17 protein-coding genes are annotated in these 20,420 nt (G+C 51.9%); 6 read left to right on the top strand and 11 right to left on the bottom strand.

Features of this window, described 5'->3' with window-relative positions; genetic code table 11:
* Nucleotides 1–232 precede the first annotated feature (232 nt).
* Nucleotides 233–1,345 carry a branched-chain amino acid ABC transporter substrate-binding protein gene (locus J1778_RS05855; protein WP_217172373.1) on the bottom strand — a complete coding sequence of 371 codons (1,113 nt, stop codon included), beginning with the start codon at nt 1,343–1,345 and terminating at the stop codon, nt 233–235.
* Nucleotides 1,346–1,749: 404 nt separating this feature from the next.
* On the opposite strand from J1778_RS05855, the gene panM reads away from it, so the two are divergent.
* Complete coding sequence (panM, locus tag J1778_RS05850; protein ID WP_217172372.1) at nt 1,750–2,127, top strand: aspartate 1-decarboxylase autocleavage activator PanM; 378 nt, start codon at nt 1,750–1,752, stop codon at nt 2,125–2,127.
* A 42-nt stretch (nt 2,128–2,169) separates the two neighbouring features.
* On the opposite strand, the gene J1778_RS05845 is transcribed toward panM, so the two are convergent.
* The 9 genes from J1778_RS05845 to ftsY all read right to left on the bottom strand — a co-directional run bounded on the left by J1778_RS05845 (nt 2,170) and on the right by ftsY (nt 14,671).
* Nucleotides 2,170–3,474 (bottom strand): MFS transporter, encoded by a 1,305-nt coding sequence (locus tag J1778_RS05845; protein WP_420804066.1) that lies wholly within the window; start codon nt 3,472–3,474, stop codon nt 2,170–2,172.
* 93 nt (nt 3,475–3,567) lie between these two features.
* The gene (gene rhmD, locus J1778_RS05840; RefSeq protein WP_217172413.1) at nt 3,568–4,782 is read right to left on the bottom strand and encodes an L-rhamnonate dehydratase; all 1,215 of its coding nucleotides are present in this window, start codon (nt 4,780–4,782) and stop codon (nt 3,568–3,570) included.
* Nucleotides 4,783–4,799: 17 nt separating this feature from the next.
* Entirely contained in the window at nt 4,800–5,702 is a 903-nt protein-coding gene (locus tag J1778_RS05835; RefSeq protein ID WP_274388732.1) for a dihydrodipicolinate synthase family protein, read from the bottom strand.
* A gap of 10 nt (nt 5,703–5,712) precedes the next feature.
* Nucleotides 5,713–6,483: an IclR family transcriptional regulator gene (locus tag J1778_RS05830; protein WP_217172369.1), complete on the bottom strand. Its 771-nt coding sequence runs from the start codon at nt 6,481–6,483 to the stop codon at nt 5,713–5,715.
* Nucleotides 6,484–6,751: 268 nt separating this feature from the next.
* The gene (locus tag J1778_RS05825; RefSeq protein ID WP_217172368.1) at nt 6,752–9,754 is read right to left on the bottom strand and encodes an autotransporter outer membrane beta-barrel domain-containing protein; all 3,003 of its coding nucleotides are present in this window, start codon (nt 9,752–9,754) and stop codon (nt 6,752–6,754) included.
* Between the two features lie 590 nt (nt 9,755–10,344).
* Nucleotides 10,345–11,202, bottom strand: coding sequence for an RNA polymerase sigma factor RpoH (rpoH, locus tag J1778_RS05820; RefSeq protein WP_217149045.1), 858 nt, complete (start codon nt 11,200–11,202; stop codon nt 10,345–10,347).
* Nucleotides 11,203–11,523: 321 nt separating this feature from the next.
* The gene (ftsX, locus tag J1778_RS05815; protein ID WP_112290540.1) at nt 11,524–12,504 is read right to left on the bottom strand and encodes a permease-like cell division protein FtsX; all 981 of its coding nucleotides are present in this window, start codon (nt 12,502–12,504) and stop codon (nt 11,524–11,526) included.
* Entirely contained in the window at nt 12,504–13,166 is a 663-nt protein-coding gene (gene ftsE, locus J1778_RS05810; RefSeq protein WP_013577472.1) for a cell division ATP-binding protein FtsE, read from the bottom strand. Before ftsE ends, ftsX begins: the two co-directional genes overlap by 1 nt.
* A 5-nt stretch (nt 13,167–13,171) precedes the next feature.
* Nucleotides 13,172–14,671, bottom strand: a complete 1,500-nt coding sequence (gene ftsY, locus J1778_RS05805) for a signal recognition particle-docking protein FtsY (RefSeq protein WP_217172367.1) — start codon at nt 14,669–14,671, stop codon at nt 13,172–13,174.
* Between the two features lie 226 nt (nt 14,672–14,897).
* Between ftsY and rsmD the strand changes: the two genes are divergently transcribed.
* The 4 genes from rsmD (at nt 14,898) to J1778_RS05785 (ending at nt 19,126) form a co-directional block, all read left to right on the top strand.
* Entirely contained in the window at nt 14,898–15,509 is a 612-nt protein-coding gene (gene rsmD, locus J1778_RS05800; RefSeq protein ID WP_217172366.1) for a 16S rRNA (guanine(966)-N(2))-methyltransferase, read from the top strand.
* 1 nt (nt 15,510) lies between these two features.
* Nucleotides 15,511–15,789, top strand: coding sequence for a DUF1145 family protein (locus J1778_RS05795; RefSeq protein WP_013577475.1), 279 nt, complete (start codon nt 15,511–15,513; stop codon nt 15,787–15,789).
* A gap of 237 nt (nt 15,790–16,026) precedes the next feature.
* Complete coding sequence (locus tag J1778_RS05790; protein WP_112290535.1) at nt 16,027–16,653, top strand: lysoplasmalogenase; 627 nt, start codon at nt 16,027–16,029, stop codon at nt 16,651–16,653.
* A 124-nt stretch (nt 16,654–16,777) separates the two neighbouring features.
* Complete coding sequence (locus J1778_RS05785; protein ID WP_217172365.1) at nt 16,778–19,126, top strand: zinc/cadmium/mercury/lead-transporting ATPase; 2,349 nt, start codon at nt 16,778–16,780, stop codon at nt 19,124–19,126.
* Between the two features lie 36 nt (nt 19,127–19,162).
* On the opposite strand, the gene tusA is transcribed toward J1778_RS05785, so the two are convergent.
* Nucleotides 19,163–19,423, bottom strand: coding sequence for a sulfurtransferase TusA (tusA, locus tag J1778_RS05780; protein ID WP_217172364.1), 261 nt, complete (start codon nt 19,421–19,423; stop codon nt 19,163–19,165).
* 232 nt (nt 19,424–19,655) lie between these two features.
* Between tusA and J1778_RS05775 the strand changes: the two genes are divergently transcribed.
* Complete coding sequence (locus J1778_RS05775; RefSeq protein ID WP_217172363.1) at nt 19,656–20,327, top strand: 7-cyano-7-deazaguanine/7-aminomethyl-7-deazaguanine transporter; 672 nt, start codon at nt 19,656–19,658, stop codon at nt 20,325–20,327.
* The last annotated feature ends 93 nt before the right edge of the window (nt 20,328–20,420 follow it).

The following is a 20,420-nucleotide window of genomic DNA, read 5'->3' as shown; positions in this document are numbered from 1 at the left end:
CCTTATTAATCAAGGGTTTGATAACTTGTGCTGAGACTGCAACCCGGCGCCTCTTAATAACACCAGACGCCGGGCAGAGTAATGCGCGGTTCTTGTTCTGAAACATAATGCCCAAAATCATTCGTGTTGCATCAAGGCGGCAACTGAATGAATCCCCGGGAGCTTACACAGGTAAGTGACCGGGGTGAATGAAGGCGGCCAACGCAGAGGCGGCGCGAAGGATGCCGGGCATTTATTTGATCGGTGTGGAGGTGCCGTCCTTATGCCACTCGAAGACACCGAATTCGAAGCCTTTCAGGTCACCTTTCTCATCCCAGCTCAGCGGGCCCATCACGGTATCCACTGACGCTGATTTCAGATTTTTAGCTATGTCAGCCGGTTCCATGCTGCCGCTGCGTTCCATACCGGTGGTCAGCGCCTGCAATGCGGCGTAAGTCGTCCAGACGAACGGACCGGTTGGATCCAGTTTCCTGGCTTTCAGCGCATCAACGATTGGCTGGTTGGCCGGAACCTGGTCATAACGTTTTGGCAGGGTCACCAGCATACCTTCAGAGGCATCACCGGCGATGTTAGACAATGACGAGTTGCCCACGCCTTCCGGCCCCATGAATTTGGCGTTCAGACCGGCTTGTTTTGACTGACGCAGGATCTGACCCATTTCCGGGTAGTAACCGCCGAAGTAAACGAAATCGACGTTTTCTTTCTTCAGACGCGCCACCAGTGTGGAGAAGTCTTTGTCGCCAGCGGTCACACCTTCAAACAGAACGACGTTGCCACCGCCTTTTTTCAGTGCGTCTTGTACCGAACGGGCCAGGCCTTCGCCGTATTGCTGCTTGTCATGCACAACGGCGATACGTTTTGGTTTGATGGTATCGAGGATGTATTTGGCGGCAGTCGGGCCCTGGTCTGAATCCAGACCGGTGGTGCGCATCACCATTTTATAACCGCGGGTGGTCAGGTCTGCGTTGGTCGCTGCCGGAGTGATCATCAGCACGCCTTCATCTTCATAGATGTCAGAAGCAGGCTGAGTAGAAGAAGAGCACAGGTGGCCGATCACGTAACGGATACCGTCGTTGATCACTTTGTTCGCTACCGCAACCGCTTGTTTCGGGTCACAGGCATCGTCATATTCCACACCCACCAGTTTGTCGCCTTTCACGCCGCCTTTGGCGTTGATGTCAGCGATGGCTTGTTTTGCACCTGTAAACTCCATGTCACCGTACTGGGCGACCGGGCCTGACATAGCACCAACAATGGCGACTTTGATGTCTTTTGCGAATGCCGCCTGACTCATTGCTAATGCAATACAACCTGCCAGCCAGATCTTACCCTTCGTTGCTTTCATCCGATTACCCCGTTCTTGTGTGTGTTGTGGTTTGCTCTTTGTTGCCTGTTTAAAACATCATCACTTAGGAAATTTAGTATAAGTAATAACGAGTTAACGGCTTATTTCGTCTTATTTTCGAATAAGACTTTATAATTCATATCATTAAACAGGAATTTTCTTCTGCAAATCAAATGGCACAATCAGAAATATGAGGTGTAAACAGAATTTTATTTGGGTGAAAAGGCGGCGTGGATTTAAACAATCAGTCGTTAACACTGGCTTTATTGATTAAAGCCAACATTTATCGCTTATGCAGAGATCGCTAAAAAACTTTTCGACCTGTTACTGTACAAAAAAAGTTACGCCCGTTCTGCAGAACGATCCGCTACACTAAATGCCTTCTTTTTCTGACCTTCCCCATCATGAAATTAACTATCCAAAAACTGACCTCACTCAGCGCACAGGACCTGATCGATCTGGCAAAAATCTGGCCGGCGCAAACGGAAAGTGACTGGCATGCCAGCCTGCAAAATGACCGTGCGCTGTTTGCGGCGGTGTTTAATGAACGCATTCTGGGCGCGGTGAAAATCACGCTCGACGGTAATCAGGGTGAACTGAGTGATCTGAGGGTGCGTGAAGTTACGCGCCGCCGCGGTGTGGGGCTGTATCTGATGGAAGATGTGCAGGTGCAGTTGCCGCAGGTGAAAAGCTGGACGATGAAAGCGGATGATGATGCCGTGACCGCTGCATTTATGCAGGCGTGTGGTTTTCACAATGAAAAGGGTGTCTGGCGTAAATAAAACGATCAGAAGACCGGTTACCCGGTCTTCTGATTTTCCCTGCTACTGGCTGGTTTTCAGGTGGCTCTCCGGCAACTGCGGGGTTTCAGACTTTGCCCTGAGAAGCGCTATCGCGACCACGCCAATCAGCGTGATACCGCAAAGGGTGAGTAATCCGGCAATATTATTCGAGAACATATTATCCGCAGCCACACGAATTTGTGGTGCCAGGAATCCGCCAATCGCCCCGAACATATTGATAAAACCAATCCCCGCAGCCAGTGCGCTGCCGCTGAGCAAGGTGGTCGGAATGGTCCAGAACACCGGCTGCACGGCAATAAACCCGACGGCGGCAAAACAGAGGGCACCTATCGCCAGCACCGGACTGCTCACCAGTGCCGAGGCCCCAATGCCCAGTCCGGCAACCAGTAACGTCGAGGCAGCAACGGTGCGCAGTGCTCCGCTTTTATCGGCATACCTTGGGATGTAATAAGTCCCAAACATCGCCGCAACCCAGGGAATAGCCGAGATGAGCGACGCTGTAAACCCGACTTTCGTGCCCAGTAAATTGGAGACCTGAGTGGGCAGAAAGAAAATGAGTCCATAAACGCTTATCTGAATAATCAGATAGATAAAGCCAAGATGCCATACCGCAGGGATTTTCAACCCGTCACGAATGCGGGTAACCTGTTTTTTACTCTCCTCGGCGGCCAGTTCATCCACCAGCGCTTTTTTAATATCAGCAGAGAGAAAACGGGCACTGGAAGGTTCGTCATCGAGATACCAAAACGTCCAGATCCCGGCGGCAACGGCTAACGCGCCTTCAATAATAAACATCCAGAACCAACCCGCATGACCAGCGAAACCATGCATTTCGAGCAGAGCGCCTGAAAGCGGGCTCCCCAGTGTCAGGGCCAGAGGCGCTCCCAGATAGAATAATCCCATGACCGACGCGCGATTTCTTGCCGGAAACCAGAGAGAGGTCAGATAGATCATGCCAGGGAAAAATCCTGCTTCCGCTGCACCCAGCAGAAAACGTACCAGCAGGAATTTAAACTCTGTATCAGCAAAGGCCATTGCGGAGGATAACACTCCCCAGGCCAGTGTCGTGCACCCGATCCAGGACTTCGCGCCGAATTTTTTCATTAATAAATTCGCCGGCGCCCCTAATATTGCATAAGCGATAAAGAATATTCCGGCGCCCAGGGCATAAACTTCATTACTTAATCCGGTATCAATCTGGTATGACTCTTTCGCAAAACCAATATTCGCCCGATCAAGAAAAGCCAATATATATAACGAAAGCATAAAAGGAATCAGACGCCAGCGGGTTTTCTCAACGGCTTTATTTAACATCGTCGTCATAATATGAACCTTTTTATTATCAGCCTGTTATTATTTTTAATAAAAAAATATATAACAGGCCGAAGTAAGCGTTCGGATAAACACTTGTGACAGAAATTAATGCTGATATGGACGGGTTAATTTACACTCTGGATTTAATTCCACCCCAAACCCAGGTTTATCCAGTACTGATTTATGGATGCGGCCATTTACCGGCACCGGCTCATCAAGCAGGATAGGTGCAAATTGCGCGCGGGTATGATCCGCGTTTGGTGAAGTCATCAGGAATTCGCTAAACGGCGTATTGGTAAACGTAATCACTGCATGATGTGAATACACGGAAGAACCGTGCGGCACCACTAACTGCCCTTTCGCCTTGGCGATAGCAGCGATTTCCAGCAGCGTTGTCAGGCCGCCACACCAACCCACGTCAGGCTGCATGATATCTACGCCGGTTTCCGACAGTGTCTGGAAAGATTCCAGCGTGCCGTGGTGTTCCCCGGTAGTCACCATCATTCCCGCAGGTGCGTTGCGTTTGATTTCACGATAGCCATCATACTGTTGCGGCGGCAGGCATTCCTCAATCCACTTCAGATTATACGGCGCACAGGCATGGGCAACTTTGGTCGCGAAATTGACATCCATCGACATCCAGCCATCGAGCATCAGCCAGAAGTCCGGGCCGCACTTCTCGCGCATATCCGCGACCATGGCGGCCGTCTCACGCACACCGTGGTCGCCGTCGTGCGGACCGAAATGCGTCGGCATTTTGCCGCCGATAAAGCCCATTTCTTTCGCCAGATCAGGGCGTGAACCCGTGGCATAGAACTGGATTTCGTCGCGAACCGCACCCCCGAGAAGTTTATACACCGGCAGTTGAGTGCATTTACCGAACAGATCCCACAATGCCAGATCGACACAGGAAATCGTGTTCATCACCAGGCCACCGCTGCCTGCATAGTACATGCTGGAGCGCAGCATCTGATCGTGGATCAGTTTAATTTCAGAGACACAGCGTCCTTCGATAAAACGGTTGAGATGTTTTTCTACAATAAAACAGCCCATTTCACCGGCAGTCGATACCGCAAAACCCGTAACGCCATTATCTGCTTCAATTTCGACGACCAGTGTACCTAACACATTAATACCGAATGACTGACGAGATTGTTCATATTCTTTATATTTGCTCATCGGCGTACAAATTTTATCATCGATCCAGTGCTTTTCCTGCTGGTCATGATAATCCGCGCCGCCACTTCCTTTTTCAGCTGTCGCGCCACCCATGAAATACGCACGTATTTCTTTTATTTTAGGCAATACTTTTGATTCCATCATAATATAAACTCCGTTTATTTTATCAGGGTAAGTAGAGAGGTAATTTCTTTATTCAGAGATTGACTTAAACTATCTATTCTTTGCATGACTTCTTCTGAAAGCGGAACTTTATTCTCGCCCAGCGGGAAACCGCGTAATGACATCCCCAGTTTATATCCCAGCGGGAAAGGCAATGACGCCATCATCGACATCACCGGTAGTGCGGCAAATTGCAATGCCTTCGCTTCGGCGATTTTTCCTGCGTGGAAAAGATCATAAATTTTACGCATGATTTCAGGTAAAACCCCGGCAGTCGCCGTCACACTTCCTGATGCACCGGCGCACAGCGCGGAAAAGAGAAATTCTTCACGGCCGGTCATTACCGAAAAATCCCTATCGGCTTGCGGACAGAATGCCAGCATTTTCATCAGGCCCACCGCGTCGCCGCTGGAGTCTTTTATGCCGACAATGTTCGGATGCGCCGCCAGTTCCGCGGCACTTTCTGCGCTCAGCGAATCGGCAAAAAATGGAATGTTGTACAGGCATAACGGCAGGTTCACCGCGCTGGCAACCTGTCGGAAAACAGCAGTGAGAGTCGCAGCATCGTAGTGGTAAAACGAAGGCGGCATCAGCACAACACCACTGGCACCGGCGCGCTCAGCCGCATGCGCCAGTGCGATGCTTTCGTCTGGCGTGGTCGCCGGGATCCCCGCCCAGACGGGCACACGACCCTTTGCCTGGCTGACCACCGTTTCCACGACAGCCTGCTTTTGCGCAGCGTCCATATATCCGGCTTCGCCAACCGAACTCACCGGGAATAAGGCGCTGATGCCTCCCGCTATCTGAAAATCGACAATTTTCCGCAACATGTCCATGTCTGGCTTCCCTGCTTTCCAGGGGGTTAACATGGCGCTGATGACTCCTGAAGGTCGTAACATCATTGATTCCTTATGCTTTGTAGCCCAGATCCCTGGAGATTTCCCAGGCGGTTTTTTTTACCCTGTCAGCCAGCGAGTCGACATTTTCCGGCATGACATGCAGGGTGGTTCCCACGACGGAAATCGCTGCCGTGACGCGATGCGCCGCATTGAACACCGGCGCGCTGATACAGCGAATATTCGCCACATCTTCTTCATCATCGAAAGCCCATCCGCGCTGATGGATTTGTTGTAATGCCCTGCGAAGCTGCGCCGAGCTGGTCAGGGAATTGGGCTGTACAGGATGGAATTCCAGTGCCGCAATCAGCGCGTCTTGCCTTTCCCGGTCACACCAGGTCAGCAGGCACTTGCCCAGCGAAGACCGGCACAGGGATAAGCGTTTCCCTTCCCAGGTGCGAACCTGAATATTCGACTGGCTTTCGACTTTGATCAGGTAAATCGGTGTATCCCCATCCAGCACCCCGAGATGACAAAGAAGCCCGGTGTCCTGCATCAACATTTTCAGATGCGGGAGGGCGACATTGCGTAAATCGAGCTGACGGGACACCTGACTGCCCAGCTCCAGCAACCTGAGCCCGAGGCGATAGTTACCGGCATGTGACTGGGTGATTAAACGCTGGTTTTTTAGTTCTTCGAGCAGCAGATACACCGTGCTTTTAGGCATCCCCAGTTCACTGACCAGTTGATTTGCATTGCACTGCCCTTGCCGGGAAATAATGTCGAGAATGGCAATGGCCCGGGTGAGCGCCGGAACTTTAGATTTCGGGGTTAATTCCATCATGCTGGAATCCATTCTGTTGAGATGGACACGTTATAGAGGCAAAGGTGAAGAGAAAACAGGAGCCGTTAATGCGTCTGTGATTGGGTTCTCCTTAATAATGTTTTTTCCAATATGCTGGAATAAATGAATGATTTAAAAAGGGAACTGGCAATATCAATTCCAATATACTGGAACAGAAAAACGCACGCAGAGTGAAATTACAGGTATAAAAAAAGCGACCACGCAGGTCGCTTTACACAGACAAACGGTCAGGACGTCAGCAATATTCTTAGAATTTGTACTTATAGTTAAGCAAAATACCTTTGTCGCTGATGCCGTCCTCTTTCCACTGATAAGCATCGAATGAAAGATGGCTTACATCGCCAGAATAACTCACTCCCAGTGACGCCACCCCATTCACACCGCCCCCTTTCTGCTCGCTGTCTACCCTGAACTGTGAGTTGCCAGCTCCCTGCAATGAGGCAGTTTGCGCAGACTGGTCATAGCTGATATTTGGGCCCCCCTCGAGCAGGGCATTTACCGCCCAACCGTCAGCGCCTGTATATTTCATTTTCACGCCCAGCAGGGCATCAACGGCTGTTTCCTCACTGGCATCCATCGTCAGGTTGAAGTCGCCAGCCCCGCGTTCGCTGTAGCTGTCGTTCGAGGTATGGCGCAGTTTCAGCCCCGCACCCGGCGTCAGGCTCAGGCCCTCTGCGACCGTAAAGCCTTTACTGAACTGGCTACGCCACTCTACGTATTGCTGACTGTTATCTGAATCTGCCGTCTGGTTAACACCCGAGTAATTAATACTTCGGTTGCTTTCCAGTTGATGGACATCGTAACGCAAGGCATTGGTCAGGGTCAGACCATCCCCCAGATCAAGACTGTGGTTCAGGCCGAAAAACTGGCTGTAACCGCCGGTTAATCCGTTGTCACCCGCCTTTTGTCTGCCATCTATACCGTCACCGTCCAGGCGCGCGATACCATATTGAATCTGCATTTTCTGGTTTGTATTCAGCATAAAGCTCTGGCTCAGTGCCATCATGTCGTAACGGGTATCATTGCCCAGTTCCGCACGTTTGTCGTGTTTGTCCACCAGATTAAAAGCAAACCCGGAAGGCATGACGATGGCATTGTCAGCCAGCATATTGAAACGCTGACTCAACACGCGGGCTTCCTTAAACGCTGAGGTCGCATTCGCGCCTGAGAGCTGACGCATCGCGTTATCGACTTCTGCAGCCGTACCCAAATTGAGACTGTTGTACAACGCATTATTGGTATAGTTTTCTTCCAGCGTCGCGGCCATATCCTGCAAGCCATCATCTTCTTTCACGACATCCTGATAGCCATTTTTGGTCATCGTGACATCGACATTCCCGTTTTCATCCACTTCCGCATCTGCCGTCCAGACAACACTGTCTGACTTGACATTTTCAGTGCCCTGAATATCCTCACCGACGAAGACGTCCTGGAAAGTTTCGGTTTTTGCATCTGTTCCGGCTGTAAAGCCGGTATCGACGGAAACATCGACAATATCAGCGTTATTTACTGTCATCGTTCCTGCCGTCCCGTCAGCCGTCGTCCCGATGGTATAGTTGCTGAGCGTATTTCGCCCATCCTGAACCACTGAGTCCTCTTCGCCCTTGACCAGCGTCCAGTTAATGACGTCGGGAGCCACATTGATGACGCCCGTATTAATCAGTGTCGCCTCAGAACCGCTCCTGTCGAAAACATAGGCATCATAGGAATAAATATTAATGGTGCCCTGATTGATGGCAGTACCTGCATCATCAGTGACCTTCATCGCTGTCATACCCGTGCCATTTTCAGCAGCGCTTTTATCCGGTGATCCCAGGTTTATGACCCCCGTCATCCCGTTGACAATGGTGCCAGACGACGTTTGCATGACCACGGTTTCACTGTTATCCAGACTATCGACGGTGATCACCCCGTTATTGGTGAAAGTCCCTGAAGAGGTGCCTTCAGAACCGACATAAATTACCGCGTCATAATCCAGATCAGCACTCAGCTCTCCCTGAACAACATTAATCGCACCGTTATTAACAGCAGAAACATTATCGCCGGAGCTATAAACGGTATAGCCATCATTAGCGTTGATCGTGCCGTTGTTTATCCAGACTGAATCAGCACTTTCTCCCATCGATTGAAAAAGCGCACCGACGCCCGGCGTTGCCGATTCCGGATAACCATCATTGAGTATTGCCGCCGTCAGTTCTTCATCCACGCTGGCATTAATGACACCCTCATTAATAAAAGTGGATTTTTTATCCGCCTGCACAGAGGATAAAATTGAGAAAAAGTTGTTAACATTTATTGTCCCTGTGGAGGAGTTATAGAGCGTGGAGCCTGCCGATAAGGATATTCCGGTCCGATGAGAACTGTATAAGTAATACGGATCGCTAAAATCTTTGTGTAATGTAAGATTCATCGTCCCTGAATTATACAAGGCAGCATTATCTCCCACGATAATTTTGGTCGCATTCCCCGAATCTGCCTCATAATAATCCATATTCAGCATTCCCTGATTTATCCCCAGGAAAGGCAAACTGCCGGATTTTAAATCAAGCACTTCATCATTTGGAATTTCATCATTATTTGCAATGGATATTTCCCCGCTTTTATTTATCAGTATGCGGTAGTCCATCACCCACTTCTTCACCCCTGTTGGGGTTGTACCATCCAGCGCCCATATCTTTCTTTTATCAGGGCTGTAGCCGGTAATCGCCCCCGTCGCGGGGTCGAACACCTTGGCAATGTAAGTGGCTTTGGTATCAGGATCGGTAATTAGCCATGAACCATCAGGCTGTTTTGACGCCTCCATTGAATCACCCTCTAACGTCAGGGTTGCGGTAGAAGCACCTGGGATCATGGTGACGGACAAACCATTGGGATACGTGGTGGTTATTGCAACGGGTTCATCCGGAATATCATCTGGCGGCACGGGTCCATCATCCGGCGGTACAGGTCCATCATCTGGTGGAACCGGCGTATCACCCCCACCGCCATCATCGCCGCCGCCTCCACCGCTACCTGCGGCAATAGCGATACCCGCGACAATGGCCGTCGCAGCACCTCCCGTTATCCACCATTGCTTTTCGGTGAGTCCGCTGGTTTTACAGGACTCTGGTAGTAATTTCTTTTGCGCTTCACTTAATGTTGAAATGTCTTTCGGGCAAGGCTGAGTCATTCCTGCTTTTACCGGCGTGGTTTCGGCAAAGGCCAACGGTGTTGCCAGTGCGAAACTAATACATAAAGACAAGGTTTTCATAAATAAATCCTTTTTGCTTTCTAAAAATAATGCGCATTCCTCATAGCCACCTTCAAATAAATTTCGGCCACATCAGTTCCTCTGCATTATTAAATGGTGATCACCATCACTAATTGGAAACACACACAGTAATTCTAAAAGCAAAAATAAATCCTCCCGCTTTAAAACAACAACAAAATAAATAGATCCTGACGATCTATTTATTTTACAACCTCTATTAATCAACCGCTTAGTATCAATTTCTCTTATACATTAAGATCAAGAATGTTCTTTCTGGCGTACATCCGTAATATAGATTATACATGCCATGAATGAAATGAAATTAAACAATCAACAAGATTATAAAATCATTAATTTATATAGAACGAGGGGTGGTATATTATTTCCATAAATAAAATCAGGTCTCATCTGAGATCTCAATTATGTTTAAAAACGGATAGCATGAAAATAATAGAGCTAGTAACGGGGATGATTGGCTTCTTTTGAGGATAAATCGTGTACCTGAATCACAGGAGCATTAAAAGGGCAAAAAAAAACGAGCCCTCACAGGGGCTCGTCGTAGTATGGTCTCAAACTCTATCTGACAGGTATCAGGCTTCGATTGCCATACGCAGTTTTTTCATTGCGTTCTTTTCCAGCTGACGAACACGTTCTGCGGACACACCGTATTTATCGGCCAGTTCCTGCAAGGTTGACTTGTTTTCGTCGTCTAACCAGCGGGCACGGATGATATCCTGGCTGCGTTCGTCCAGACCTTCCATTGCAGAGGAAAGTTTGTCGGTCGCGTCCTGATCCCAGTTATCTTCTTCGATGGTTTCTGCAAAGTCAGAACTCTTGTCTTGCAGATACAGCATCGGTGCCATCGCTGCGCCGTCGCGTGGTTCATCGTCCGGGGTCGGATCAAACGTCATGTCCTGTGCGGCCATGCGTGATTCCATTTCCAGCACATCTTTGCTGGTCACACCCAGTTCACGGGCAACGTGCTCCACTTCGTCGTGACTGAACCAGCCCAGACGCTGTTTGTTTTTACGCAGGTTGAAGAACAGCTTACGCTGCGCTTTGGTGGTGGCGACTTTCACAATGCGCCAGTTACGCAGCACATATTCGTGAATTTCTGCTTTGATCCAATGCACGGCAAAGGATACCAGACGCACACCGACTTCCGGATTAAAACGGCGAACCGCTTTCATCAGGCCGATATTCCCTTCCTGGATAAGGTCTGCCTGTGGCAAACCGTAGCCTGAATAGTTACGGGCAATGTGAGCAACAAAGCGCAGGTGAGATAGGATCAGCTCTTTCGCTGCTTCCAGGTCACCGTCGTAATGCAGCCGTTCAGCCAGCGCCCGTTCTTCCTCTGCGGTGAGCATAGGATAGGCATTGGCGGCCCGAACATAGGCTTCCAGGCTACCTTGGGGTACTAATGCTAAAGTGCGCATTTCTTTGGTCATTCAAGCCTCTCATGTATGACGTTAATGCAGGTTTTATACCACGTTGCTGCGGGATGATACCGCTACGTTGCTGGCCTTAAGGGGCGACAACAAAGCAACGCCGAGCCCTTCATATTCGCTGCTCTACGACCACGAATTTTACATAAAGTTCACGGAAAGATTCAACAGTCTGAAGACTGTATGTGACAGACTGACTATTGGATAGTGAATTTGTGCCATTGCAGGGAAGCAGGAAAATGATGGGACGATGATAAAGCAAGAATCGGCTGTTCCCCTGTACACAAAGACTGAGCAGCAGGGGAACATTATAGCAAATTATCGCTACTGTGGTGTAAATCGCCGTAAATGTTGTACCGTCGCCAGCCAGGCGGCAATCCAGCCAATCATGGCGGAGACGATCAGCAGCAGCAGGCTTTCATCCCAGCCCAGACCATGCAGGTCAAAGGTGGTACCGAACACTTGCGCCACCTGCGTCACCACGCTCTCAAGACGCAGCACCAGCACTTCCGAGAGGATCAGCGACAGCAACGCGCCGGTGAAACCTAGCATCGCGCCACCGTTCAGGAATGGCCTTAAAATGAACCCGTCGGTCGCGCCAATCAGCTTCATGACGTTGATGGTATCGCGTCGGCTGAAGATGCTCAGTCGCACACTGTTACCAATGACCAGGAAGACAGCGATCACCATCAGGACGCCAATCATCGCCGCAATCTGCCCGACCAGGCCAGTTAGCGCCGCAAGACGGGCAAACCAGCTGTCGTCCATCCGTACTTCATCCACGCCGTGCACCGCCGCGACGCGGTCGCGCAAGGTGTTGAGTGTCGCGGAATCCTGGAAATTCATTTTCGGCGTGATGATAGCCACTGCCGGCAGCGGGTTTTGCTCCAGCATGTCCATCGCGCCGCCAAAGCCTGACCAGTTGCGGAATTCGCCCATCGCTTCTTCACGGGACAGATAGTTAACTTTATCTACGCCCGCTTCGGTTTTCAGGGTTTTCACCACGTTTTCTGCGGCATCATCATCCAGCGCTTTGTCGAGATACACGGTCAGCTGCGGCGTCGGATACCACTGTTCCGCCGCGGTACTGACGTTTTTCCACACCAGATAACAGACGCTCGGCAGCGTCAGGGAGATGGCTATCACCATCACAGTAAGCAGTGTTGCCAGCGGCTGACGCAGCATGTCAGCCAGCGCGTTCATCCACGCATAGCGCCACTGCTCCCGCCAGCCCCCCTGCAGCGCTTTACTTTTCGCAGCACGGGCGCTTTTTGCAGTTTTCGCCGGGTTCGGACTGTTCGCCATTAGTACACCCCTCCCGACATACGCCCCTGACTCAGGGTCAGCGTGCGATAATTTCGACGGGCAATCAGACCCACATCATGCGTCGCCATCAGAACGGTGACGCCGACGCGGTTAAATTCTTCGAATAAACGCAAAATGCCTTCCGACAATTCGCCATCGAGGTTACCTGTAGGTTCATCCGCGAGCAGCACCGCAGGCTTGTTCACCACCGCACGGGCGATGCCCACACGTTGTTGTTCACCGCCGGAAAGCTGAATTGGCAGATTCTTGGCTTTATCCAGTAACCCGACTTTATCCAGCGCCGCTGAAACACGACGGCGGATATCCTCACTGCTGGCACCGGAAATGATCAGCGGCATCGCCACATTGTCATACACGGTGCGGTCCATCAGCAGATGGTGATCCTGAAAGATCATGCCGATCTGACGACGCAGGAACGGCACTTCGCTGGATTTCAGACGGCTGATGTCATGGCCGCCAAACAAAATATGTCCGGCACTCGGGCGCTCAATACCGCAAATCAACTTGAGCAGGGTACTTTTACCCGCGCCTGAGTGTCCGGTCAGAAATGCCATTTCCGCTTGCTGGATATGAAAATTGACGCCCTGAAGCGCCTGTCGTCCGCCCAGATAAGCTTTACTGACCTGTTCAAAGCGAATCATCCGTATTAATCCTCTCGGGCAAAAAGTGCCTCAATAAAATCGTCTGCCTTAAACGGCCTTAAATCTTCGATACCTTCACCGACACCAATGTAGCGGATCGGAATGCTGAACTGATCGGCGATGGCAAAAATCACACCGCCTTTTGCGGTGCCATCCAGTTTAGTCAGCGTTATCCCGGTCAGCCCTACAGCTTCGTTGAACAATTTCGCCTGACTCACCGCATTCTGACCAGTGCTGGCGTCGAGGGTCAGCATTACTTCATGCGGCGCATCCTCGTCGAGCTTCTTCATCACACGGACGATTTTCTTCAGTTCTTCCATCAGGTGCGCTTTGTTCTGCAAACGCCCGGCGGTATCGGCAATCAGTACGTCGATATTGCGGGCTTTCGCCGCCTGAATGGCATCGAAGATAACTGACGCGGAATCCGCACCGGTATGTTGTGCAATCACCGGGATCTTGTTGCGCTGACCCCAGACCTGCAACTGCTCAACGGCTGCGGCACGGAACGTATCGCCCGCCGCCAGCATCACAGATTTACCCTGTGCTTCAAACTGACGCGCCATTTTACCGATGGTGGTGGTTTTACCGACGCCGTTTACGCCAACCATCAGAATGACATACGGGGTTTTCCCGCTGACATCCAGTGGCTCGTCAACTTTCGCCAGTATTTCGGACATTTCTTCCTTCAGCTTACCGTACAGCGCGTCAGCATCTTTCAGCTGTTTACGCGATGCGTGCTCGGTCAGTGAAGCAATGATTTTACGGGTAGTTTCGACGCCAACGTCGGCGATCAGCAGCTGTTCTTCCAGCTCTTCGAACAGATCATCGTCGATTTTCTTACCGCGGAACAGACCGACAAAACCGGAGCCGAGATTCTGCTTGGTTTTGACCAGGCTGCGTTTCAGGCGCGCGAAGAAACCTTCTTTGGTCGGACGTTCCTGCTCAGTTTCGCCCGCAGGTAAAACGACGATGGGATCCAGCGCCACCGGCAGCGGTTCTTCGGCAGCAACAGAATCGTCCACATAATCAATGGCATCCAGACGTTCGTCTTCGGCAATTTCTTCGGCCGATTCAGCAAACTCGTCTTCAGCAACGACGGGCTGCGCGGCAACCTGCTCGGTGATGTGGACAATTTCTTCTGCCAGTTCAACGGCGGCCTGTTCGCGAACCGGTTCAGGTTCTTTCAGCGGTTCCGGCTCAATTTCTGGCTCAGGTTCCACTGCCGGTGCAGGTTCAACTTCTGGCTCAGGTTCGACTTCCGGAGCCGGTTCAGCCACAGGCGCGATTTCAGCGGCAGATTCCCGCGATGCTGCGGCATCCCATTCGCCGGGATGCTGTTCAACCGGAACACCTGGCTCTTCAGCAGGCGCTTCATGGACAGGCGCTTCGGTCGGCTGTTCTTCAACAACCGGCAGGTCTTCGCGGATTTCTTCCTTCTGCTGCTCTTCTTCCTGACGGCCACGGCCAAACCAGGAGAAGAAACCGCGTTTTTTATCTTTTGCCATTTTACAACTTCACTCCTCGCCGTTAATGACTGGCGAACGGATTATTAATAGGGTTATGGTCAGGCAGTCTATCACTTTCCCCTTCAGGCAACACGCCCGCGTATTGAATTCCGGTGGTTTTTCAACCGACAATGTTAAACATTTGCCCAATGGCCGCACACCGGTAGAATAGCCTTCCAAACGATATGCAACGAAGCCTGACGGCTTTGGATTACACAAGCGAACTATGGCAAAGAAACCCAACACTCCCGCCGCAGGCCAGATCCGAATTATTGGCGGACAATGGCGCGGACGCAAACTTCCGGTTCCACATAGCCCGGGACTGCGCCCGACCACCGATCGCGTACGCGAAACGCTGTTTAACTGGCTGGCACCGGTTTTACAGGGCGCACACTGTCTGGATTGTTTTGCAGGCAGCGGCGCACTCGGTCTGGAAGCATTGTCCCGCTATGCGGCCAGCGCCACACTGCTGGAGTCTGAACGCCCGGTTGCGCAACAGTTAGAGAAAAACCTGGCGCTGCTAAACGCCGGTGATGCGAAAGTATTTAACGTCAATACATTGAACTGGCTGGCAAAAGCCGGAAATGCCTTTGATGTGGTTTTCCTCGATCCGCCTTTCCGCAAAGGCATTCTGCAAGACACCCTGAACCTGCTGGAGCAAAACCAGTGGCTGGCTGATGAAGCCTGGATTTATGTCGAAACAGAAGCCGAGCACGGTACTTTAGATGTGCCCGCCAGCTGGCGGCTGCACCGGGAAAAAGTCGCCGGACAAGTTGCTTATCGCCTCTACCATCGCGATGTGACGCCTGAAACCGGCTCACCAGAACAGGAGCAGTAAGATGTTGATCAATATTGGTCGGTTGTTGATGTTATGTATTTGGGCGTTTCTGGCATTTAACCTGATTCACCCTTTCCCGAAGCCGATCAAATACTTTTTAGACGTGGCGATTGTGTTCATGTTCTTCATGCACGGCCTGCAGGTGATGCTGCTTAAAGCCACGCAGGGCAAGGAAAAGGACACCATCGGCCCGTGGCTGCAAACCCGTATTTTCCTGTTTGGCGTCTTTGAGCTGATGGCCTGGCAGAAAAAACAGCCGCCACTGCCGGCTAAAAAATAGTCCCCCGCGTTTACGGCGCTCCTGCGCCGTTCATTTCCAACTTCCCTGTTAATATCCTCAACCAACGTTAATCGCGCAGTCCGAAACAGGGATTTCTGATTGTCGGCGACACGGCGACTCTCCTACACTGAGGATGAGTACAGGAAAACAGGATGCGTTTTCCTGAAGGCAGATCCTTGCGTTGGTTTGATTTTCTGTTCTGAAACCTATCTGTTCTGAAACATAAAAGGATAAACAATGAGTTGGCCATTCCTCGCTGTATTTTTCTCTGGCTGGTTATTCGTTGACGCCAGCTATCGCGGACCGCGCTGGCAGCGCTGGGTGTTTAAACCCGTCACGTTACTGCTGCTGCTTTTGCTTGCCTGGCAGGCACCCACGCTCAATGTTTACAGCTATCTGATCCTGCTGGGACTGGCGGCGACGCTGGTAGCAGACGGCCTGCTGTTGCTACCTGAAGAGCGGTTCATGTACGCCATCGGCGCATTTTTCCTGTCTCATCTGTTGTATACGCTAAGTTTCGCGAGCCAGATGACCATTACCTTCTTCTGGCCGTTGCCGCTGACATTACTGATTATTGGCGCCATATTGCTGGCAGTGATCTGGACGCGGCTGGCAGAACTGAGATGGCCGGTAACCACTTACATCGCGATGACCCTGCTGATGGTCTGGCTGGCAGGCGAACAGTATTTCGCACGCAGTACCGACATGGCGTTTTCGCTGTTCTGTGGCGCGGTGCTGTTGCTGCTGGCGAATATTCTGTGGCTGGTCAGCCGCTACCGCTTCAAATTCCGCGCGGCAGACGCGCTGGTTGCTGCCTGTTACTTTGGCGGTCACTTCCTGATTGTCCGGTCGCTTTATTTGTAATCTCCCGCAGAAAAACCCTTAAAGCGGAACCGTTCTGGTTCCGCTCAATCAAATTGCTTGACCTTAGAGCTGACTCCAGGGTTTACAATGGAGGTAATCCCACTCTGTTTCTACCGGAGGCAGTATGAATCAAATGCATAAAAACAGCGGCTGTGGCTGTCACAGCGACCATAAACATGGTCTGCACATCAATAAAATCAGCGCACCCGTTCAGTCAGGCACGCATCCTGCCAGCTGTTGCAGTGACAAAGCCCCGCTGGCGGCGTCGGCTTGCGCCACGACATCAGACAGTTGCTGTGCCCCGAAAGCTGGTGAGCACTCACACACAGACGACAGCAGCGCAGAAGGCTCGCCGGGTGAAGATGACCCCAGCGCCCCGCTTTCCGGCAGCCAGCAATACAGCTGGAAAGTGGAAGGTATGGATTGCCCGGCCTGTGCCCGCAAAATCGAAAATTCTGTTGCCGGACTTGATGGCGTAAACCGCGCCAGAGTGCTTTTCGCCACAGAAAAACTGGTCATTGATGCCAGCCACGACATCTCACAAAACGTGATGCAGGCCGTGACCGGTGCAGGTTTTACCCTGCAATCCCTCGATAAAAAACAAAATACTCCACAACCCGAAGCGTCACGCCTGAAAGAGGCGCTGCCGCTGATCGGCCTTTCGGTTCTTATGCTGCTGAGCTGGGTGCTCGATCATTTCAATCCGCAAATCGGTGAAATTGCGTTTATCGCTACCACGCTGGTGGGATTGTGGCCGGTACTTCGTCAGGCTATTCGCCAGACACGTTCTGGCTCGCCTTTCGCCATCGAAACACTGATGAGCATTGCCGCAATCGGCGCGCTGTTTATCGGTGCCACCGCCGAAGCGGCGATGGTGCTGCTGCTGTTTATGGTGGGCGAACGTCTGGAATCCTTTGCCGCCAACCGGGCGCGCAGCGGTGTGAAATCGCTGATGGCGCTAATCCCCGATACTGCCGTCCGCGTAGTAAATGGCAAATCTGAAACCGTGCCGGTCAGCAGTTTGCGTCCCGGCGACATTATCGAAATCGCTGCAGGCGCGCGTCTGCCCGCCGATGCCATTTTACAAAGCGCCGCCAGTTTCGACGAAAGCGCCCTGACCGGTGAATCGGTGCCGGTGGACCGACTGCCCGGTGAGAAAGTCCCGGCGGGCAGCCTGTGCGTTGACCGCCTCGCACGCCTGGAAGTGGCCTCCGCGCCCGGCAACAGCGCCATTGACCGCATCCTGCAACTGATTGAAGAAGCCGACGAACGCCGCGCGCCGATTGAGCGTTTCCTCGATACTTTCAGCCGCTATTACACGCCAGTCATTATGCTGATGGCGCTGCTGGTCATTATCGTTCCGCCGCTGGCAATGGGACTGTCGTGGGAAACCTGGATTTACCGCGGGCTGACGTTGCTGCTGATTGGTTGTCCGTGTGCGCTGGTAATTTCGACTCCGGCAGCGATAACCTCCGGGCTGGCAGCGGCGACGCGTCAGGGCGCATTAATCAAAGGCGGTGCGGCGCTGGAACAGCTGGCGCTGATTCAGACCGTCGCGCTGGATAAAACCGGTACGCTGACCGAAGGCAAGCCTGAAGTCACTGACGTTTTAACCCTGAACGGTGCCAGTGAAGGCGAAGTGTTAAGTCTGGCCTCGGCGGTGGAAGAAGGGTCGCATCACCCGCTGGCACAGGCGATTTTAGCCCGTGCAAAAATCAGTAATCCGTTACCGCTCACGGCGCAAGATCGTCGCGCGCTGGCAGGTTCGGGCGTGGAAGGCCTCGTTTCAGGCCGCAAAATTCAGGTACTCGCGCCAAAAAGCGTGGCTGAAAATAGCCTGACCACTGAAACCCTTACGCAAATTACTGACTGGGAATCCACTGGGAAAACCGTAGTTGTGGTATTGCAGGAAGAAAGCGCGATTGGGCTGATTGCGATGCAGGATCGCCTGCGTGATGACGCAGCAGAAGCCTTGCAGAAACTGCAAGCACTCGGCGTTTCAGCAGTGATGCTGACCGGCGACAATCCGCGGGCAGCGAAAACCATCGCTGACCGGCTGGGCATTGATTTCCGTGCGGGTTTACTGCCTGCGGATAAAGTCTCGGCGGTGACCGCGCTGAATGCGCAGAAACCGGTGGCGATGGTCGGTGACGGCATTAATGATGCGCCGGCTATGAAAGCGGCGACTATCGGTATTGCGATGGGAAGCGGAACGGACGTTGCGCTGGAAACGGCGGATGCGGCGCTGACGCACAACCGTCTGAGCGGGCTGGCACAGATGATCAGCCTGTCACGCGCCACGCGGGCGAATATCCGTCAGAACATCACGATTGCGCTGGGGCTGAAAGCGATTTTCCTGGTCACCACGCTGATGGGGCTGACCGGATTATGGCTGGCAGTGCTGGCGGATTCCGGCGCTACGGCACTGGTCACCGCCAATGCGCTGAGGCTGTTGCGCAATAAATCGAAGTAAACTTAAGCGAAGTAAACAAGACTCAGGGCTGAATCATCAGCCCTGTTTTTCGACCAGACCTTTGCACAGTAAATAGCGGTAGGGCTGAGTTTCGGTATCCGACGCCAGCAGCCTGTGTTCCATAAAACGGCAGAAACCGGGGATATCGCGCGTGGTTGCCGGATCATCGGCGATGATCAACAGCGTTTCGCCGTCTTTCATAGCGCGTACCGCTTTGCGAACCATCATCACAGGTTCCGGGCAACGCAGGCCCAGCGCATCCAGCTGATGGTCGGGATTAATAAAGGGATCGGTCATTTTGTTTCTCAACATCTTCAGACGCGGTAAAGCCTCATAGTTTAACCCGCTGGATTTCCCGCGCAACTGACACGGCTCATTGCGCTAAAATTAACCGCTGGATCTGTTGCGCAAACGGTGTGCAAACAGGTACTATGCGCGCCGCAAACAGCTAACGCCCCTGCGCCGGCTTCAAGGACGCAGGGTATTTGGGTTCCCTCACCCCAATTTTTTTTAAAAAAAGGTCACATATATGTACTCCTTTACTGCTCAGCAGCGGTTTTCCGCGCTGATATGGCTTTCGCTATTCCACATTGCCATCATTACCTCCAGCAACTATCTGGTTCAGTTACCCGTGTCCATTTTTGGTTTCCACACCACCTGGGGCGCGTTCACTTTCCCGTTTATTTTCCTGGCGACTGACCTGACAGTCCGTATATTCGGCGCACCGCTGGCACGACGAATCATACTTTCCGTGATGGTGCCTGCGCTGGCGATTTCCTACGTCATCTCGGCGTTATTCTTTGAAGCGCAATGGCAGGGTGTGGAAGCACTCAGCAGCCTGAATATCATGGTCGCCCGTATCGCCACCGCCAGTTTTATGGCCTATGTGCTGGGACAAATCCTCGACGTTCACGTGTTTAACCGCCTGCGCCAGAACCGCCGATGGTGGATAGCGCCCGTGGCCTCGATGTTCCTTGGCAATATCAGCGATACCCTGTCCTTCTTCTTTATCGCCTTCTACAAAAGTAGCGATGCCTTTATGGCAAAGCACTGGGTGGAAATCGCGATGGTGGATTACACCTTCAAGGTGCTGATCTGTCTGGTTTTCTTCCTGCCAATGTATGGCATGCTGCTGAATATGCTGCTTAAGCGTTTATCCGCGCAGGGAAATAACCCGCACTCTGCCGTCAGCGCGCACTAAACTGTGAGCGGGGAAGACACAAATCGCGCCATAATCTGACTTGCTTTTGTGGCGTGAATAGGTTGCCATAAAGGCTGTTAAGTCAACATGTAA

This window comes from Rahnella bonaserana (assembly GCF_019049675.1).
In the GTDB taxonomy this organism is placed as follows: Bacteria; Pseudomonadota; Gammaproteobacteria; order Enterobacterales; family Enterobacteriaceae; genus Rahnella; species Rahnella bonaserana.
Note: the sequence above shows the minus strand (reverse complement) of the source record. Positions and strands in the feature narration are given on the sequence as shown.

Excerpts from the sequence above, each read along its gene's own strand:
- J1778_RS05855 (WP_217172373.1), bottom strand. The coding sequence starts at position 1,345 with ATGAAAGCAACGAAGGGTAAGATCTGGCTGGCAGGTTGTATTGCATTA.
- panM (WP_217172372.1), top strand. The coding sequence starts at position 1,750 with ATGAAATTAACTATCCAAAAACTGACCTCACTCAGCGCACAGGACCTG.
- rhmD (WP_217172413.1), bottom strand. The coding sequence starts at position 4,782 with ATGGAATCAAAAGTATTGCCTAAAATAAAAGAAATACGTGCGTATTTC.
- J1778_RS05835 (WP_274388732.1), bottom strand. The coding sequence starts at position 5,702 with ATGTTACGACCTTCAGGAGTCATCAGCGCCATGTTAACCCCCTGGAAA.
- J1778_RS05830 (WP_217172369.1), bottom strand. The coding sequence starts at position 6,483 with ATGATGGAATTAACCCCGAAATCTAAAGTTCCGGCGCTCACCCGGGCC.
- J1778_RS05825 (WP_217172368.1), bottom strand. The coding sequence starts at position 9,754 with ATGAAAACCTTGTCTTTATGTATTAGTTTCGCACTGGCAACACCGTTG.
- rpoH (WP_217149045.1), bottom strand. The coding sequence starts at position 11,202 with ATGACCAAAGAAATGCGCACTTTAGCATTAGTACCCCAAGGTAGCCTG.
- ftsX (WP_112290540.1), bottom strand. The coding sequence starts at position 12,504 with ATGGCGAACAGTCCGAACCCGGCGAAAACTGCAAAAAGCGCCCGTGCT.
- ftsE (WP_013577472.1), bottom strand. The coding sequence starts at position 13,166 with ATGATTCGCTTTGAACAGGTCAGTAAAGCTTATCTGGGCGGACGACAG.
- ftsY (WP_217172367.1), bottom strand. The coding sequence starts at position 14,671 with ATGGCAAAAGATAAAAAACGCGGTTTCTTCTCCTGGTTTGGCCGTGGC.
- rsmD (WP_217172366.1), top strand. The coding sequence starts at position 14,898 with ATGGCAAAGAAACCCAACACTCCCGCCGCAGGCCAGATCCGAATTATT.
- J1778_RS05795 (WP_013577475.1), top strand. The coding sequence starts at position 15,511 with ATGTTGATCAATATTGGTCGGTTGTTGATGTTATGTATTTGGGCGTTT.
- J1778_RS05790 (WP_112290535.1), top strand. The coding sequence starts at position 16,027 with ATGAGTTGGCCATTCCTCGCTGTATTTTTCTCTGGCTGGTTATTCGTT.
- J1778_RS05785 (WP_217172365.1), top strand. The coding sequence starts at position 16,778 with ATGAATCAAATGCATAAAAACAGCGGCTGTGGCTGTCACAGCGACCAT.
- tusA (WP_217172364.1), bottom strand. The coding sequence starts at position 19,423 with ATGACCGATCCCTTTATTAATCCCGACCATCAGCTGGATGCGCTGGGC.
- J1778_RS05775 (WP_217172363.1), top strand. The coding sequence starts at position 19,656 with ATGTACTCCTTTACTGCTCAGCAGCGGTTTTCCGCGCTGATATGGCTT.